At 57.2% G+C, this 15018-nt stretch carries 12 protein-coding genes and 2 pseudogenes; 5 read left to right on the forward strand and 9 right to left on the reverse strand.

What is annotated here, in order from left to right; translation table 11 throughout:
• The first annotated feature begins 15 nt into the window (after positions 1-15).
• Together dgcN and dgcA are read left to right on the forward strand one after the other, a co-directional pair.
• Positions 16-1029: an N-acetyltransferase DgcN gene (dgcN, locus tag E1180_RS08880; RefSeq protein ID WP_155190827.1), complete on the forward strand. Its 1014-nt coding sequence runs from the start codon at positions 16-18 to the stop codon at positions 1027-1029.
• The gene (gene dgcA / locus E1180_RS08885) at positions 1026-2009 is read left to right on the forward strand and encodes an N-acetyl-D-Glu racemase DgcA (protein WP_155190828.1); all 984 of its coding nucleotides are present in this window, start codon (positions 1026-1028) and stop codon (positions 2007-2009) included. Before dgcN ends, dgcA begins: the two co-directional genes overlap by 4 nt.
• A 134-nt stretch (positions 2010-2143) precedes the next feature.
• On the opposite strand, the gene E1180_RS08890 is transcribed toward dgcA, so the two are convergent.
• On the reverse strand, positions 2144-3331 hold the full coding sequence (locus E1180_RS08890) for an MFS transporter (protein WP_155190829.1): 1188 nt from the start codon (positions 3329-3331) through the stop codon (positions 2144-2146).
• Between the two features lie 120 nt (positions 3332-3451).
• Between E1180_RS08890 and E1180_RS08895 the strand changes: the two genes are divergently transcribed.
• Positions 3452-4603, forward strand: a complete 1152-nt coding sequence (locus E1180_RS08895) for a protein phosphatase CheZ (protein WP_155190830.1) — start codon at positions 3452-3454, stop codon at positions 4601-4603.
• 133 nt (positions 4604-4736) lie between these two features.
• Here the strand turns inward: E1180_RS08895 and E1180_RS08900 are convergent, their stop codons facing one another.
• From E1180_RS08900 to E1180_RS08915, 5 genes and pseudogenes are all read right to left on the reverse strand, one after another.
• On the reverse strand, positions 4737-5639 hold the full coding sequence (locus E1180_RS08900; protein WP_425280907.1) for a methyl-accepting chemotaxis protein: 903 nt from the start codon (positions 5637-5639) through the stop codon (positions 4737-4739).
• Positions 5619-6068 (reverse strand): annotated as a pseudogene (locus E1180_RS22755) (protoglobin domain-containing protein); the annotation flags it as partial. The gene E1180_RS08900 and the pseudogene E1180_RS22755, both read right to left, overlap by 21 nt.
• 321 nt (positions 6069-6389) lie before the next feature.
• Complete coding sequence (locus E1180_RS08905; protein ID WP_155190832.1) at positions 6390-7406, reverse strand: threonine ammonia-lyase; 1017 nt, start codon at positions 7404-7406, stop codon at positions 6390-6392.
• A gap of 73 nt (positions 7407-7479) precedes the next feature.
• Positions 7480-8532: a glycosyltransferase family 4 protein gene (locus E1180_RS08910; protein WP_155190833.1), complete on the reverse strand. Its 1053-nt coding sequence runs from the start codon at positions 8530-8532 to the stop codon at positions 7480-7482.
• The gene (locus E1180_RS08915) at positions 8529-9332 is read right to left on the reverse strand and encodes a UDP-2,3-diacylglucosamine diphosphatase (protein WP_155190834.1); all 804 of its coding nucleotides are present in this window, start codon (positions 9330-9332) and stop codon (positions 8529-8531) included. The genes E1180_RS08910 and E1180_RS08915 overlap by 4 nt, the downstream gene beginning before the upstream one ends.
• Before the next feature lie 237 nt (positions 9333-9569).
• Between E1180_RS08915 and E1180_RS08920 the strand changes: the two genes are divergently transcribed.
• The gene (locus E1180_RS08920) at positions 9570-10349 is read left to right on the forward strand and encodes an SDR family oxidoreductase (RefSeq protein WP_155190886.1); all 780 of its coding nucleotides are present in this window, start codon (positions 9570-9572) and stop codon (positions 10347-10349) included.
• A 65-nt stretch (positions 10350-10414) separates the two neighbouring features.
• On the opposite strand, the pseudogene E1180_RS22420 reads toward E1180_RS08920, so the two are convergent.
• Positions 10415-11707: pseudogene (locus tag E1180_RS22420) on the reverse strand (OmpP1/FadL family transporter).
• Positions 11708-12140: 433 nt separating this feature from the next.
• On the opposite strand from E1180_RS22420, the gene E1180_RS08930 reads away from it, so the two are divergent.
• Positions 12141-12983 carry a fumarylacetoacetate hydrolase family protein gene (locus E1180_RS08930; protein WP_155190835.1) on the forward strand — a complete coding sequence of 281 codons (843 nt, stop codon included), beginning with the start codon at positions 12141-12143 and terminating at the stop codon, positions 12981-12983.
• 105 nt (positions 12984-13088) lie between these two features.
• On the opposite strand, the gene E1180_RS08935 is transcribed toward E1180_RS08930, so the two are convergent.
• Together E1180_RS08935 and thiD are read right to left on the reverse strand one after the other, a co-directional pair.
• Positions 13089-14195, reverse strand: coding sequence for a TRAP transporter substrate-binding protein (locus E1180_RS08935; RefSeq protein WP_155190836.1), 1107 nt, complete (start codon positions 14193-14195; stop codon positions 13089-13091).
• A gap of 3 nt (positions 14196-14198) precedes the next feature.
• Positions 14199-15002: a bifunctional hydroxymethylpyrimidine kinase/phosphomethylpyrimidine kinase gene (thiD, locus tag E1180_RS08940; RefSeq protein WP_155190837.1), complete on the reverse strand. Its 804-nt coding sequence runs from the start codon at positions 15000-15002 to the stop codon at positions 14199-14201.
• Positions 15003-15018 lie beyond the last annotated feature (16 nt).

Genomic DNA, 15018 nt, shown 5'->3' on the forward strand with positions numbered 1-15018 from the left:
TTGAAAGCTCTCTCCATGGAAATTGCGCGTCCCTATCTTCTGTTTCTTGGTGATGTCCCGGATGCCCTCGCGGCCAAGACCGCGATCGGCATCGTGGACTGGCGCAAGGACTGGTGCCTTGGCCAGGTCCGTATGCCCGGCTGTGCCGCCGATACCGGGCTTCCGGACATGACAATTTCAGAAGGCGCCGAAGGTGGTGCAAAGACCCTTATCATCGGTGCCGTGAATGCCGGCGGGCGTCTGCCTGAAAACTGGGTCGAATCGATCGTAGAGGCTTTGAACAGCGGTCTTGATGTTGCGTCCGGCCTGCATGTGCGCCTCGGGAGCATTCTGGCGATCAAGGAAGCTGCGGAGAAGAACGGCCGCCAACTGCATGATGTTCGCCACAACACGACAAGTTTCGCGACCGGCAAGGGCACCAAACGCAGTGGCAAAAGAATTCTCGCGGTTGGCACGGATTGTTCGGTCGGCAAGAAATACACCGCTCTTGCCATGGATAAGGCCATGAATGATCGCGGCTACACCAGCTCGTTCTGCGCCACCGGTCAGACCGGTGTTTTCATTTCCGGCCGTGGCGCCGCATTGGATGCTGTGATTGCCGACTTCATCTCGGGAGCCGCAGAATGGTTGTCTCCGGAAACGGATCCGTCCCATTGGCAGATTATCGAAGGACAAGGCTCCCTTTTCCATCCGTCCTTTGCCGGTGTGACGCTCGGGCTTCTGCACGGGTCCCAGCCCGACGCTTTTATCGTGTGCCATGAACCCACCCGGAAGACCATGCGCGGTGTCGACACTCCGCTGCCCAGCATTCAGGACGTCATCGACATGACGATCCAGTGCGGCAAGCTGACCAATCCGGACATCCGCTGTATCGGGATCGCGGTCAACACCGCAGCGCTGGATGAGGATGAAGCACTGGCCTATCTCGCAAAAGTCGGAGAAAAACACGGTCTGCCTGCAACCGACCCGGTTCGCTTCGGAATGGAGACCATTGTCGACAAGGTGTCTGCGGAATTCGGTGCCCCATGAGTATGGATGTGCTTTTCGAGGCCGAACAGTTCGAAATCGCCGGCGGCTTCAAGATTTCCCGCGAAACCCGCACACATGCCAAGGTCGTGGTCGTCCAGTTGGAAGACGGCCCCTTTGTTGGGCGCGGCGAGTGCGTTCCCTACCCCCGCTATGGCGAAACCGTAGAGAGTGTGCAAACGCAGATCGGCGAAATCGCCCCGCGCCTGCGCGAGGGACTTTCAAGAAGCGCGCTCTTGGAGGCAATGCCGGCAGGCGCGGCCCGCAATGCGGTCGACTGTGCCATGTGGGATATGGAAGCCAAGAAAGCCGGAACATCAGCTGCCGGATTGGCAGGGCTTGGTGCTTTGGAACCTCTGACAACGGCCTTCACAATCAGTGTCGACACGCCCGAAATCATGGCGCAAAAGACGGCGGCGGCAGCGCACCGTCCACTCCTGAAAGTGAAACTCGGCGGTGCAGGAGATGATCTGCGGATCGCAGCCGTGCGGCAAGCGGCACCAGACAGCACCTTGATCGTGGATGCCAACGAGGCCTGGGATGACACCTGCTTTGAGGCGAATATGGCCGCGTGTGAAGCTGCCGGCGTTGCCCTGATCGAACAACCGCTGCCCTCTAAAGCCGACGGCATGCTGGCGGGGCTCAACACTTCCGTGACAATTTGCGCTGATGAGAGCCTGCACCCGGGAAGCGGAATTGACGGTCTGCGCGCCAAGTATGATGCGGTGAACATCAAGCTGGACAAGGCAGGTGGTCTGACAGCGGCACTGGATCTTCTCGAAAAGGCAAAGGCTGACAATTTCAAGATCATGATTGGCTGCATGCTCGGAACATCGCTGGCGATGGCGCCTGCCGTTTTGCTGGCCCAGCATGCCGACTTTGTTGATCTGGATGGTCCCCTGCTGCTTTCGCAGGACCGCTCACCCGGTCTAACGTTTGAAGGCAGCATCCTGCATCCGCCGCGGCCGGAACTGTGGGGCTGACGCCAAGAATATGTCCGCCAACGCATGGGAAGAACAGAGGAAAAGCGCTCCGCTGTTCTTTCAATTAAGAGCGGATTGTTCTGGCTCCGTTTCAGTGAAACTCGGAATTCAGAATATCCGTGGATGAAGCAACGTTATGCATTACCCTCAGCGGCTGTCTCCGCCATCCGCTGCCGCACCATCGGAGTGAGCGCGATCATGGCCAATGTTCCAACGACCGAGATCATTGACATGGCGTAGAACGGCGCGTTGACATCAGCTGCATACAGCCAGCCGGAAACGCTCAACCCAATCGACATTTGAATGCCGATAGACGTGGACAATAGCCCCTGCCCGGTACCGGCCCAGCGGCTCGGGACAACCTTTGCCAGGATGGCGACGGCGCCCAAATGAGCCGCCCCGAAGGTCAGGCCATGCAAGATCTGCAAAGCGGCCATTGACAGAAAGGTATCGGCCAAGGGAAACAGCCCCCACCGGATGATGGCGGCAATTCCGGCCGCGATCAAAAACAAGGACGGGTCAAACCGGTTGGCCAATTTTCCGGCAATCGTGAACAACGCGATTTCCGCAATCACCCCAATTGCCCACAACCAGCCAATGGCCATGTCGGCAACGCCATTGGCCTGCCAGTAAAGGGTGCCAAACCCGTAAAATGCCGAGTGCGTTGCCTGAAACAGGCCAAGCAGCACCAGAACCGGCCAGAACCAGATCGTCCGGAACGGTGTGTTTCCCCCCGTATCGGCCGGTTCTTCATGCCCCTTTTTCCTGCGTCGCTGCCGCGGCAGCGACAAAACAACCGCGCCGGTTGCCATGCAGGAGACCGCGATCAGGACCAGCATCAGCCAGGAGCCTGTTTCGGTCGCAAGGTTACCGCCGATTAGATTGGCGGCAACGAAGCCTGCGGAGCCCCAAAGCCGCATCCTGGCATAATCGGCACCGGTGTTGCGCGAGACATCCAGGGCATAGGCATCGCTCAGCGGTAAAACGGGCGCCTTGAAGACCATGTAGGCGATGGCAGCCGCGGCAAGAAACAAGAACCCTGCGGCAGCGGAAAACAACGCCATGAACACTGCTGCAAGCAATGCGTAAGCCAGGATCGAATACCGGCGGTGCCCGGTCCTGTCCGAAATATTCGTCAGCAGCGGATTGGCACATATTTGCAGAAAAATACCGGTTCCAAGGACCAGCCCGATCTGCTGCGCGTTCAAGCCGCGCAACTCAAGCACAACCGGAAAAAAGGGCAGAAAAAGCCCGATTCCAAAGAAGTGGCATGCAAAGAGTGCCGAAACACGCACGTTTATGGCCGGGCCGGATTGGTTCATATCACGTCTTATCAGGAGTTCTTGGTATAAAGGATATTAACGTTTTTCGACTTACCTTAATGAAGATGTTGCTCTGAAAAGGCAGCGAATAACCATAACTTAGTCGAGATTCGCGTCCATATGAAAGCGGAAGCAAAACAGGAAGAACCAGAGCTGATCAGCGATGCTGAATATCAGACTCTCGAACAGACCCTGATGGAATCCGATCGTGGGCGACGGTTTCTCAAGGAGTTCCTGAACCGGCATAAAACGCCGGAAACCACGGAAATCCTGGGGGCGATCCATCGCCTTGAGAAGGTCGTAACCCGTCAGCGCAAGGTACCGGATCTCGACAAGATCCGTCTTGATATTGCGGACATGCATGAGGCGATCGAGCGGACGAAATCCGAGATTGCGAACATCAAGGCCGAGGGCGACGAGAGCAACCGATTCGTTGACGCTTCGCACGAGCTCGACGCAATCGTCACGCAGACAGAAGGCGCAACTCAATCCATTCTGGAAGCTGCTGAGCAAATTCAGGAAAAGGCTTGGGTCCTGCGCGAGAACGGTGCGGATGACGCCACCTGTGACGACATTGATGCTAAGGCCACGGAGATCTTCATGGCCTGCTCCTTCCAGGATCTGACGGGCCAGAGAACCAACAAGGTGGTGCAGGTGCTCCGCTATCTGGAGAGCCGGATCAACCTGATGATCAACATCTGGGGCATTGAGGACCTGGAAGCTGGAGATATGGCCGGCCCGGTCGACAGCCGCCCGGATGCGCACCTGCTGAACGGCCCGCAGCGCGCTGGCGCCGGCGTGTCCCAAGGTAGCGTCGATGAGTTGATGGCGGTCAGCGAAGACGTCTTCGACGCAGCAATCAAGGTAACCGGTGCTGAGTCCGGTTCATCCGACCCTTCACAGGACAACACACCGGTACATGCCAGCGAAGCGGACATTGAAGCCCTGATGGCTGGCGGCGGCGAGCCGATGGACGCAGCCGCCATCGACGACATGTTCGCCTCAGCCCCTTCCGAGCCTGAAGCTGCCGACGACCCCATTGAAGATGATGACCCGTTCGAAGGCAACGATCCGGAAGCCATGTTGGATGAAGCTGCCATTGAAAAGCTCTTTGACACCGAGGTTGCGGAAGACAGCGGCGAGAACGAAGCTGATGTAGCCGAGGCAGAGGCAGATATCGAATGGGAAATGACCGAGGAAAAGGCGGAAGACGATGCTGCCGATCCGTTGGCCGACCTGTCCGAAGCGGAACGCCAGGCGCTCTTCAACTAGGGTGAGCAGGTTTAACGCCTACTAATCAATATACCGAATTTAAAAAAGCGTGTTCCGGTGAACACGCTTTTTTGCATTGAACGGGACGGGCAGATTGCCGGGTAAATCACCCGCCAATTCGCCCAAACGGCTGTCAGCCCGCTTGAATTCTCTGGAAGAACTGGTCGGCCTCATCTCCGAGCCGGTCGGACTGAGTCTTGAGCGCCCGGGACATTTCATGGATCGTTCCAACGGTCCCGTCCAGAGACGTCACCGAATCCCGGACGGCACCAATTTCATCGGTGAATGCCTGGGTGCCTTGGGCCGCGATTTGAACACTAGACGAAATTTCTGCAGTGGCGGCCGATTGCTGATCAACCGCATTGGCAATGCTCGTCGCGATCTCGGCAAGCTCATTGATAATGGACGTTATGCCATCGATATCCTGAACAGATTGCTGTGTTGCTTCCTGGATCGCGGCGATCTGTTCCGTGATCTCTTCAGTCGCCTTGGTGGTCTGGCTGGCCAGCTCCTTGACTTCGGCAGCGACAACCGCAAAGCCCTTGCCCATTTCCCCTGCCCGGGCCGCTTCAATGGTCGCGTTGAGCGCCAGAAGGTTGGTTTGCCCTGCAATGTCGGAAATCAGGCCGATTACGGACCCGACCTGCTCTGCAAAGGTTGCCAGTTTGGTGACGGAATCGTTGGTGCTTTGTGCGCCGGCCACAGCTTGCTGTGCCATTTCGCGGGATTGTCCGGCCTGGCGCCCGATCTCAATGATGGAAGCCGACATCTCTTCCGTCGCTGTTGCGCTCGACTGCACACCGCTGGAGGTTTCGGCAGAAGACGCATCCATCGCCAGAACCCGCGATGAAATCGCGGACGTCTCACGGCCAAGATCCCCGGAAGACTGTTCAAGGTCGTTCGACGCAGCGCCGAGCGTCTTCGTCGTGCTGCCCAGCACGCCTTCAAACGCCTTGATCGCGTCCTTCAGGTTCTTCTCGCGGGTATCGGCCGCATTCACCATGGTTTCATGATAGGTCGACACGGCAATATCCATGTCCAGCATGACCAGCTTGGTCACCACTGACAGCGCCTTCTGCTTCTTGCTTCCGGACAGGAACCGCTTGGCCATGATGACATCCGTAAGCTCGGTCTGGGCGAAGGAGTAACCACCAATATACCAGCTCGGATCAAGGCCGATCCGGACATGGGCCAGCCCGATGCGGACAGCCTTTTTGAGGTATTCCTCACCCGGACCTTGATGAAACAGGACTTCCCAATGAGCCATCTGAGCCGCAACAAGTCTTTGCTGCTGGTTTCCAACCATATCCGCCAAGTGCGGAACCGTTTTCACATGCGCGTAAAACCCGTCCAGGATGCCGGGGAGCGCCGCCTTTATGTCAGGCCAAATGGACTTGGCCAGGCTTCTGTCCTCGTCCGTGAACCGGAAGAAGCGCAAACGGTCACTTAAGCTATGGCTCGGCATTTCGATCCCTCAATTAAGAAATGCGTGACAGGACATCTCTTTAGAGTAAATCAGCCCCTTCAACGAAACATTAAAATCGCTGCTTCGAAGAGCATTGCCGAAAGACTCCAGAGCGCGGGCGACTGGATTATTAAACACCAAGTACGGGAATGTTTTCCGGCGAATACCGCCGGGAAATATTGGCACTTTAAACAGGGATATTCCCTGCAATACACCTATGCCTAATCCGAATACTTCATTCACTCAATCACAGCCCCGCCCTGCATCCGCAGAGTGTAAGGTCAAGATTTTGCTGCTTAAGTCGTCGGAGCTAATGATGCGTTAACGCGCCAGCGCAATCTGCAGCATATCCGGATCAATATTGCCGCCGGTCAATACCAGCCCCATTGCCTCCGGTGATCCGGGGACCTTGCCCGACAGGACGGCAGCCAAAGCCGCGACGCCACCCGGCTCAACGACCAGCTTCAACTCGGTGAACGCGAAGGCAACCGCTTCCAGAACCTCCTCATCCGTCACGACCAACCCTTCGCCTGCGGCTCCGCGCAAAATCGAAAAACCGATCTCTCCCGGGCTTTCGGACAAAAGCGCATCGCAGATCGAGCCCGTCTTGGCGGCATTGGACAAAAGCGTTCCGGCTTGTAGCGACCGCTTGTAGTCATCGAAACCGGCGGGCTCGACCGTGTGAAACACAGCATCCGGCATGTCTTGAGACAGCGCGAGCGCAATCCCGCTGGACAATCCGCCGCCGCCTGTGCAGGCCAGAACGCGGTCGAGCGCCACGCCTTGCGCCTTGGCCTGATGAGCCAGCTCCAACCCAACTGTTCCTTGGCCGGCAATCACGGAAGCATCGTTATATGGGTGGACGAATGTGCCCCCTGTGCGCGCGCAAATCTCCGCAGCGATTGCTTCCCGGTCCTGGTGTTCCCGGTCATATGTGATGACCTCAGCACCATATGCGCGGGTGCGCGCAAGCTTGATGGCCGGAGCATCCGCGGGCATGATGATGGTAGCCGGCATACCGAGGATCTTGGCAGCAGCTGCAACGCCTTGTGCATGGTTTCCGGATGAACACGCCACCACGCCTTTGTCGCGTTCGGCAGGCGAGAACTGGCTCAAACGGTTATAGGCACCCCGGAACTTAAAGGATCCTGTCCGCTGCATGGATTCCGGCTTGATGTAGACAGAAAACCCTGTGCGTTCGTTGAGAACCGGAAAGGAAAGCAGCGGTGTCAGCACCGCCTCATCTTTGATCCGGCCGGCCGCTGCAACAACGTCATCAAAGGAAACGGCCTTGGCGTCCTGTTTGGGATCGGTTTCGTTCAGGGTTTCGTGCGCCATGTCCAGTCATCCTTCCGTTTTCAATCAGGATGATGACTAGTCAAGGACGGCGCACGCTTCAAGAGCGGCGTTCTCACTCAGCCGCTTTTGCAGGAGCTTCGTGCACGCGCATAAACTGATCGCGTGCTTCGACACAATTATCCAAAAACTGCTTGGCGCTGGCTGCCCAGGTGTAGTTCAGGGCGATCTTGCGGCAGTGATCCCTTGGAATATCGAGGGCTGCCTCGGCCGCCTCCGCAAGGTCCTCCGACAACACGCCTGCACCGGTATCACCGATGACGTCGAGCGGCCCCATGACCGGGAAAGCGGCAACCGGAACACCGCAGGCAAGCGCCTCAAGCATGACATTCCCGAACGTGTCCGTCAGGGAGGGAAAAACGAAGACATCCGCGTCGGAGTAATGCCTGGCAAGTTCCTCGCCGAGCTTTGACCCGGTAAAATGGACGTTCGGATACTCGCGGCGCAGCTGATCCAGCTGCGGACCGCCGCCGACAACGACCTTGGACCCGGACAGCTTGAGATCCAAAAAGGCCTCAATGTTTTTCTCAACGGAAACCCGTCCGACATACATGAAAACCGGGCGCGGCAGATCCGGTGGCAGAACAGACCCTTCATAGGGCTTGAATAGGTCCTCATCGACCCCACGGGACCAGCGCATGAGGTTCTCGAACCCGCGGGCGCGCAGATCATTTTCCAAGGACCGGGTTGCCACCATGCAGCCATTGGCCGAATTGTGAAAACGCCGCAACCAGCTGTAAGACCAGGACAAGGGAACCGGAAGCCGCGCGGACAGATATTCAGGAAACCGTGTATGGTAGCTGGTCGTGAAGGACCGGCCCGTTTTGCGGGCAACAGATGCGGCCAATAGCCCAAGCGGCCCCTCGGTTGCGATATGCAGATGTTCGCATCCGAACGCCTCGATCATGCGGCGCACGGCTCCCTTGTGGGTCAGGGACAGCCTGATCTCAGGATAGGTGGGGCACGGCAAGGTCCGGAATTCCTGTGGAGAAAGAACCTCCACGCGGACACCAAGTTTTTCCAGTTCTTCTGCGGTGCGCTCGAGGGACCTGACCACTCCATTTATCTGCGGATGCCATGCATCTGTTACGATGAGAATGGAAGTCATGCAGCGACCGGTTCTTCTTTGGTTTTCACCGGCGCGGTCCCTGCCCGGGTTTGCTCCGCCCATCGGATCACCTCGAATGTGCCGTCATGGTGCTCGGCCACTGCGGTGCAGCTTTCGACCCAATCACCTGTATTGATATAGTGAATGCCGTTTATGTCGCGATCTGCCGCATGGTGGATATGGCCGCAAATAACTCCTTCGACGCCTTGGCGGCGGGCTTCATCTGAAAGGGCCTCCTCAAAACGGCCGATAAAGCTAACGGCGTTCTTGACCTTCAGTTTGGCCCAGGCTGACAAGGACCAGTATGTCAGTCCCAGCCGCCGGCGTATGACATTGAGCCAAGTGTTGATGCCTAGCGCCGTCACGTAGGCCTTGTCGCCGAAAAAGGCGAGCCATTTGGCATGCCGGATAACAACGTCGAACTGATCCCCATGGATCACCAGATACCGTTTACCCGTTGCCGATTCGTGGATAATGCTGTCCGTCACTTCCACGCCGCCGAAATGCGTGCCGAGGAAACTCCTCAGAAACTCGTCATGGTTTCCAGGTATGTAAATGACGCGCGACCCTTTGCGCCCCTTCCGGAGGATTTTCTGCACGACATCATTGTGCAGCTGAGGCCAGTACCAAGACCGTTTCAACCGCCAGCCGTCTGCGATGTCGCCGACCAGATAGATCGTCTCGGCATCATTGTCTTTCAGAAAATCCAGCAGCAATTCCGCCTGGCATCCGCGCGTCCCGAGATGGACGTCGGAAATGAACAAGGCCCGAAAGTTCCGAGATGCCTCCGGCGTTGTCATAGCGCTACTCCACAATCCTGTTGGGCCGCGTTAGACGCGATTCAGGTATCACTATTATGACACCCGCCCCGACTTTTCGGCCATGGTTAATTACCTGTCTTACAAATTTGGGCACCCGGACAGCAAAAGCAATTCACCCGCTTTACGGTTCTCCGCTTCCGCTGAGGCACTTAAGATTTGACAGGCAGGCGGCGCTGCTCAAAAGAAAGAGCATGACCATAGAAGGAATGGATGGATATGGATCTGGGATTAACCGGCAAAACGGCCATTATCTGCGCATCGAGCAAGGGCCTTGGCCGCGGATGCGCGGAGGCTTTGGCCGCAGCAGGCTGCAACATCGTCATCAATGGCCGGAACACGGATGTTCTTGAAGAAACGCGCCTTGCTTTGAGCACCAGATTTCCGGTCACCGTGACAGCGGTTGCCGCGGACGTTTCAATGCCGAAGGGGCAAAGGACGCTTCTGGAGGCGTGTGACGCGCCGGATATCCTCGTCAACAACAATGGCGGCCCGCCCCGGCGGGACTACACCGAACTTGACCGTGCAGCCCTTTTGGAAGGCGCTGTGCAGAACTTTGTCACACCCGTAGAACTGATCCAGGCTGTTGTGCCGGGCATGAAAGCCAGGGGATTTGGCCGGATCGTGAACATCACCTCAATGTCGGTGAAAATGCCGATCGAAGGCCTGGACCTGTCCAGCGGCGCGCGGGCCGGCCTGACCGCTTTTCTGGCCGGGGTTTGCCGCCAATTGGCGCCGCACGGAATTACCGTGAACAACCTGCTGCCGGGGAAGATGGATACGGATCGGCTGAAAGGCGGCTTCGACAGGATGTCTCAGGCCTCTGGCAAGTCCCTCGAAACAGTCCGTTCGGAGCAAGCCGCTGAGATTCCGGCCAAACGCTTTGGGACGGCAGAGGAGTTTGGCGAGACCTGCGCTTTCCTGTGTTCAAAACATGCGGGCTATATCACGGGTCAGAACATCCTGATGGATGGTGGCCTCTACCCCGCCGCATTCTGATCCGGCTACGAAAAAGCCGGGGCAAAAACCCCGGCTCAAACATAAACTTTTTAGATCTTTTGGTATCAGAAGCGAACCCGGAAAGACGCACTCAAAATATCGACAGACGAGTCGACGGAGCCCGCCAGGACGCCTTTCGTCGCACTGTAGTCTTGATGAGACGCATCGATGTTGATGTCCGTATCTGTCCCGAAAATATGAGTATAAGCTAGGTCGAAAGACATGTGCTTGTTGAATTCATAGGATGCGCCGCCACTGACCCAAATCCGGTTGTTGTCGGGAAGACGCGCAGAGCGGATTTCTTCATCAATCGGGGACCATTCGTAGGCCGCACCGGCACGCAGGGTCAGCTTATCGTTGAAATCATATTCGCCGCCAAGCGCCAGGAAGAAACCGTCGTTGTAATTGAAGGGCAATGACGTGATTTCGGCCCCAGTAGCAGCCGAGGTAATGCGAGGCTGTTTCAACCGGCTCCAGTTTGTCCATTCAAAGGTACCAAGCACGCGGATATCTTCGGTGATACTGTGCTTTGCAGACAGCGTTATCATGTCCGGCGTTACCAGGGTTGTATCGACGTCTGTGTTTGAAACAACCGTTGGTGCAGCCGGGTTGAGAGCAGCGTTCAGATTTCCGCCAATCTTAGTGAACATGGCCGAGCGGTAGCCCAACCCGATCTCCGTCGACTCGATCGGTTTGAATGTCAATCCCGCAGTCACGCCAACGCCAATTCAGGTGCCTGCTAAGGTCTGCCCAGGAAGGTTCGCCAGAGTTGGTGACAGTGCCGCATTCGTCAAACGTATGTCCGCATACTGCACTTGAGGTCCAAATGCGACCGAAATCATATCGTTAAATTTCCAACCAACGATTGGATTTACATTGATCGAGAAAACCTTTGAAGAGCGATTGTACCCGGCACCTGTCCAATCCTCATCTTCGACTTTTGTGGACAACCCATAGGGAGCCGTGATGGACATGCCCAGGTAAAGCTGATCGTTCACATTGATGGCGGTGTAGCTAGAGGGAATGAACGCATCAGAGCCGATGTCACCAGTATCGTAAGGGGCAACAACTGCTCCGCCCGCAAGTGTGTTTGTGCCTTCAATGTCGGCATTCGGCACAATTAGCGTGTTATGCCCCTCAAACGTAATGCCGTGACCAGCGCCGGTGATTGTAGCCGGATTCCAAAACATACCAGAGATTGAATCACCGGTTGTCCCGTTACCGGCAAAAGACATTCCCTGGTAATAACTGCTCTGCTCGCGCAGAGCAAAACCGCCAGCGTGTGCCGCAGTGGCGACAATCGACAACGCTACTGCGGTAGAAGTAAGAAGAACTGATTTTTTTACTGCCCACGACATTCGTTTCTCTCCCGTCCTCCTCCCCCCGGAGGAATCATGACATTTGCTGACAAGGTTGGACTAAGTTCCTCGCGGTTGACAATAAGCAATCGCAGGGCACCGCCCCCCCTAAAAAAATGGTGCAGCGCGATATCAACGGGGCGATTCGGAGTACATTCGGGTCAAAGGTGCGTCAAACTGCGACAAATCACCGATTTCGGTGGCATTTGTCACACTACGAACACAAACTGACACAAATGCCTATTTTTTGAGCAGTTACCAATACGTCATATGGGAAACTACTTTGTTTTTCGACCGTTGCGGCAAAGACACATATACCGCAACGGAATGGGCATAACCTTCGGCCACCTTCGCCCGTTTCCTGGATCCATGACCGGCTTGCGCGGCCATACTCCACCCGTCATTCTCTGAGCTTCCAACAACAGGAGTTGCCATGAAATTGGTTCGCTATGGTCCAAAAGGGGCCGAAAAACCGGGACTGATCGACGAGGCTGGCGTGCTACGTGACTTGTCGGCCCATGTCTCTGACATTGATTGCGATACCTGCACCAACGCCCAGCTGGATCGGCTCGCAGCCCTCGAGCCCGCCGCCCTTCCACAAGTTGCCGGGTCCCCCAGGCTTGGCAGCCCGATCAAACGCCCCGGACATTTTATTGCAATCGGCCTGAACTTCAGGGACCACGCTGCAGAAGCTGGACAGCCCATCCCGAGCGAACCAGTCGTTTTTTCAAAAGCGCCGAGCAGTATCAATGGTCCCCATGACGATGTTGTCATCCCAAAAGGGTGCACGAAACTGGACTGGGAGGTAGAGCTTGCTTTTGTCGTAAGCCAGCGCGCCTGGCAGATCAGCGAGGCCGATGCCTTTGCCCATATTGCCGGGTATCTCATTTGTAATGATGTTTCCGAACGCACTTGGCAATTTGGCGGAAGCGGCCAATGGACCAAGGGCAAAAGCGGTCCGACATTCGGCCCCCTTGGCCCCTATCTGGTGACAACGGACGAGATACCGGATCCCCAGAACCTCGATATCTTTCTTGATGTCAACGGCACGCGGCGCCAAACGGGCAACACATCGACAATGATTTTCCCAATAGCGGAAATCATCGCTTACTTGTCCGGCATTATGGTTCTCGAGCCGGGTGACGTCGTCACCACCGGGACACCGCCGGGCGTCGGCATGGGCATGAACCCGCCGGTGTTCCTACAGCCGGGCGATGTCATGACCCTTGGCATCAGCGGGCTTGGCGAGCAGCGCCAGAAGGTTGTCGCCGCCTAGATCAGCGGGCGGTAAATCAGACCCGATTTACCGCCCAGAGCCGATCGAATAGGGAGGGATCGGGTATCGCTGAATGTTTCTGACAAACGCCCGATGCTCCTGTCTTTACACAGATCCATCCCGTGCCGCCAGGAAACGGCGCATTGCCACATCGCTCCAAGGCGCCATGCGGTCCCGGGCCGCCGCGTGGCTTTCGTAGATTTCACGGCTCACCGGGTCACTATCGGCAAACGCTTCGAGGACCGACTTTGTTTCAGTGCGCAAAGCCGAGATGATTTCATCCGGATAGGGCACGACCTCAACACCATCCTTTTCTTGAAGAATTTGGAGGCTTGTGGCGTTCTGCCAGTCGCTTTCGGCAAGCGCACGGCCATTTTCCGCCCGGCAGGCCTCAAGAAGAATGGTCCGCAGATCCTCCGGCAAACCGTTCAGGGCTGTTTCATTGAACAACGCCTCCCCGGTGCCATTGGGCTCATGGAAGCCAGGCGTGTAGTAGAATGATGCCGCTTTCTGGAACCCCATGGACCGATCGGACCAGGGCCCAAGAAATTCCGTTGCATCCAAAACACCCGTCTGAAGCGCCTGAAAGAGCTCGCCCGGCGGCAGACTGACCGGGGTCGCCCCAAGGCGGCGCATCACCTCGCCTCCAAGTCCGGGCATGCGGATCTTGAGCCCCTTGAGATCCTCAAGTCCGGAGAGCTTTTTCTTGTACCAGCCCCCCATTTGAACACCGGTGTTCCCGGCCATGACAGGCTTGATACCGAAAGGAGCATAAAGCTTATCCCACAGCTCCTGGCCGCCGCCCTGTTCGATCCAGCTGATGTGTTCATTCGGCAGGAGACCAAAGGGCGCCGCGGTAAAGAAGACGGAGGCCGGAACCTTGCCTTGCCAGAAGAACGAAGCCGTGTGGGCCATCTGGGCCGTGCCTGCCGAAACCGCATCAAACACACCGAGGGCCGGGACCAATTCGCCGGCGGCATAAAGCCGTATCCGGAAACGCCCACCGGACATCTTGCCGACCTGATCCGCAATACGCTGCGCGGTGACACCCGGTCCCGGGAGATTTTTCGGCCAGGACGTCACCATTTTCCATTCGATAGATGCATCGCCTTGCGCGGCGACCGGAGCACTCAGTGCGGCCGCGGCTGCTGCGGTCCCGCCCAGAAGACCCCGGCGGGAAACGAGACGGTTATCCGGTTTTGCTTCAGGCATGATTTAGCTCCACATGTGATGAAAATGATGGACGGGCCCATGGCCCTGGCCGATCTGCAGCTGATTTGAGGCCGCGATTGCCGACTGGATGTAGGCCTTCGCGGCCCTCACGACCTCGTCAACCGGCTGCCCCTTCGCAAGTCCGGCTGCAATGGCCGATGACAAAGAGCATCCGGTGCCATGCGTGTTCACCGTCGCGATTCGAGGAGACCGGAGCCAGAAGGTTTCCCCGCTTGCTGCCAAGAACAGGTCCGCGCTCTCGTCCGACGTCCCGTGGCCGCCTTTCAGCAGCACCGACTTCGGGCCAAGCGCCAGCAGTCTTCGCGCCTGGTCTTCCATGGCGGCGTCATCTTGCGCGACATCCGCCGACAGCATCCGTGCCGCCTCATGCAGGTTCGGGGTCAGAACGTCTGCCAGCGGCACTAGAATTTCAATCAGACCCGCCACCGCGCTGTCGGCCAGAAGCGGGTCGCCGGAGGCCGCTACCATCACCGGATCCAGCACAATCGGGCCAGCCGAATGCGCTTTCAGTCCATCGGCCACTGCCTCGATCACCTCCACGCGGGACAGCATTCCGATCTTCGTCGCTGAAACCTCCAAGTCTGAATAGACAGCATCGATCTGCGCGCGGACAAACTCTGGCGGCACATCGTGAATTGCAAAGACCCCCTTGGTGTTCTGCGCGGTCAATGCCGTAAGGACACTGGCGCCAAACACACCATTGGCCGAGAACGACTTCAGATCCGCCTGAATTCCGGCACCCCCGCCTGAATCCGATCCTGCAATAGTCACCGCAATAGCGGTCATGATAACCTCCTTGATA

It is taken from the genome of Roseibium denhamense, assembly GCF_009711415.1.
GTDB classification, from domain to species: domain Bacteria; phylum Pseudomonadota; class Alphaproteobacteria; order Rhizobiales; family Stappiaceae; genus Roseibium; species Roseibium denhamense.

Coding starts and splice junctions, on each gene's coding strand:
- dgcN (WP_155190827.1), top strand. CDS start 16: ATGGAAATTGCGCGTCCCTATCTTCTGTTTCTTGGTGATGTCCCGGAT.
- dgcA (WP_155190828.1), top strand. CDS start 1,026: ATGAGTATGGATGTGCTTTTCGAGGCCGAACAGTTCGAAATCGCCGGC.
- E1180_RS08890 (WP_155190829.1), bottom strand. CDS start 3,331: ATGAACCAATCCGGCCCGGCCATAAACGTGCGTGTTTCGGCACTCTTT.
- E1180_RS08895 (WP_155190830.1), top strand. CDS start 3,452: ATGAAAGCGGAAGCAAAACAGGAAGAACCAGAGCTGATCAGCGATGCT.
- E1180_RS08900 (WP_425280907.1), bottom strand. CDS start 5,639: ATGGATATTGCCGTGTCGACCTATCATGAAACCATGGTGAATGCGGCC.
- E1180_RS08905 (WP_155190832.1), bottom strand. CDS start 7,406: ATGGCGCACGAAACCCTGAACGAAACCGATCCCAAACAGGACGCCAAG.
- E1180_RS08910 (WP_155190833.1), bottom strand. CDS start 8,532: ATGACTTCCATTCTCATCGTAACAGATGCATGGCATCCGCAGATAAAT.
- E1180_RS08915 (WP_155190834.1), bottom strand. CDS start 9,332: ATGACAACGCCGGAGGCATCTCGGAACTTTCGGGCCTTGTTCATTTCC.
- E1180_RS08920 (WP_155190886.1), top strand. CDS start 9,570: ATGGATCTGGGATTAACCGGCAAAACGGCCATTATCTGCGCATCGAGC.
- E1180_RS08930 (WP_155190835.1), top strand. CDS start 12,141: ATGAAATTGGTTCGCTATGGTCCAAAAGGGGCCGAAAAACCGGGACTG.
- E1180_RS08935 (WP_155190836.1), bottom strand. CDS start 14,195: ATGCCTGAAGCAAAACCGGATAACCGTCTCGTTTCCCGCCGGGGTCTT.
- thiD (WP_155190837.1), bottom strand. CDS start 15,002: ATGACCGCTATTGCGGTGACTATTGCAGGATCGGATTCAGGCGGGGGT.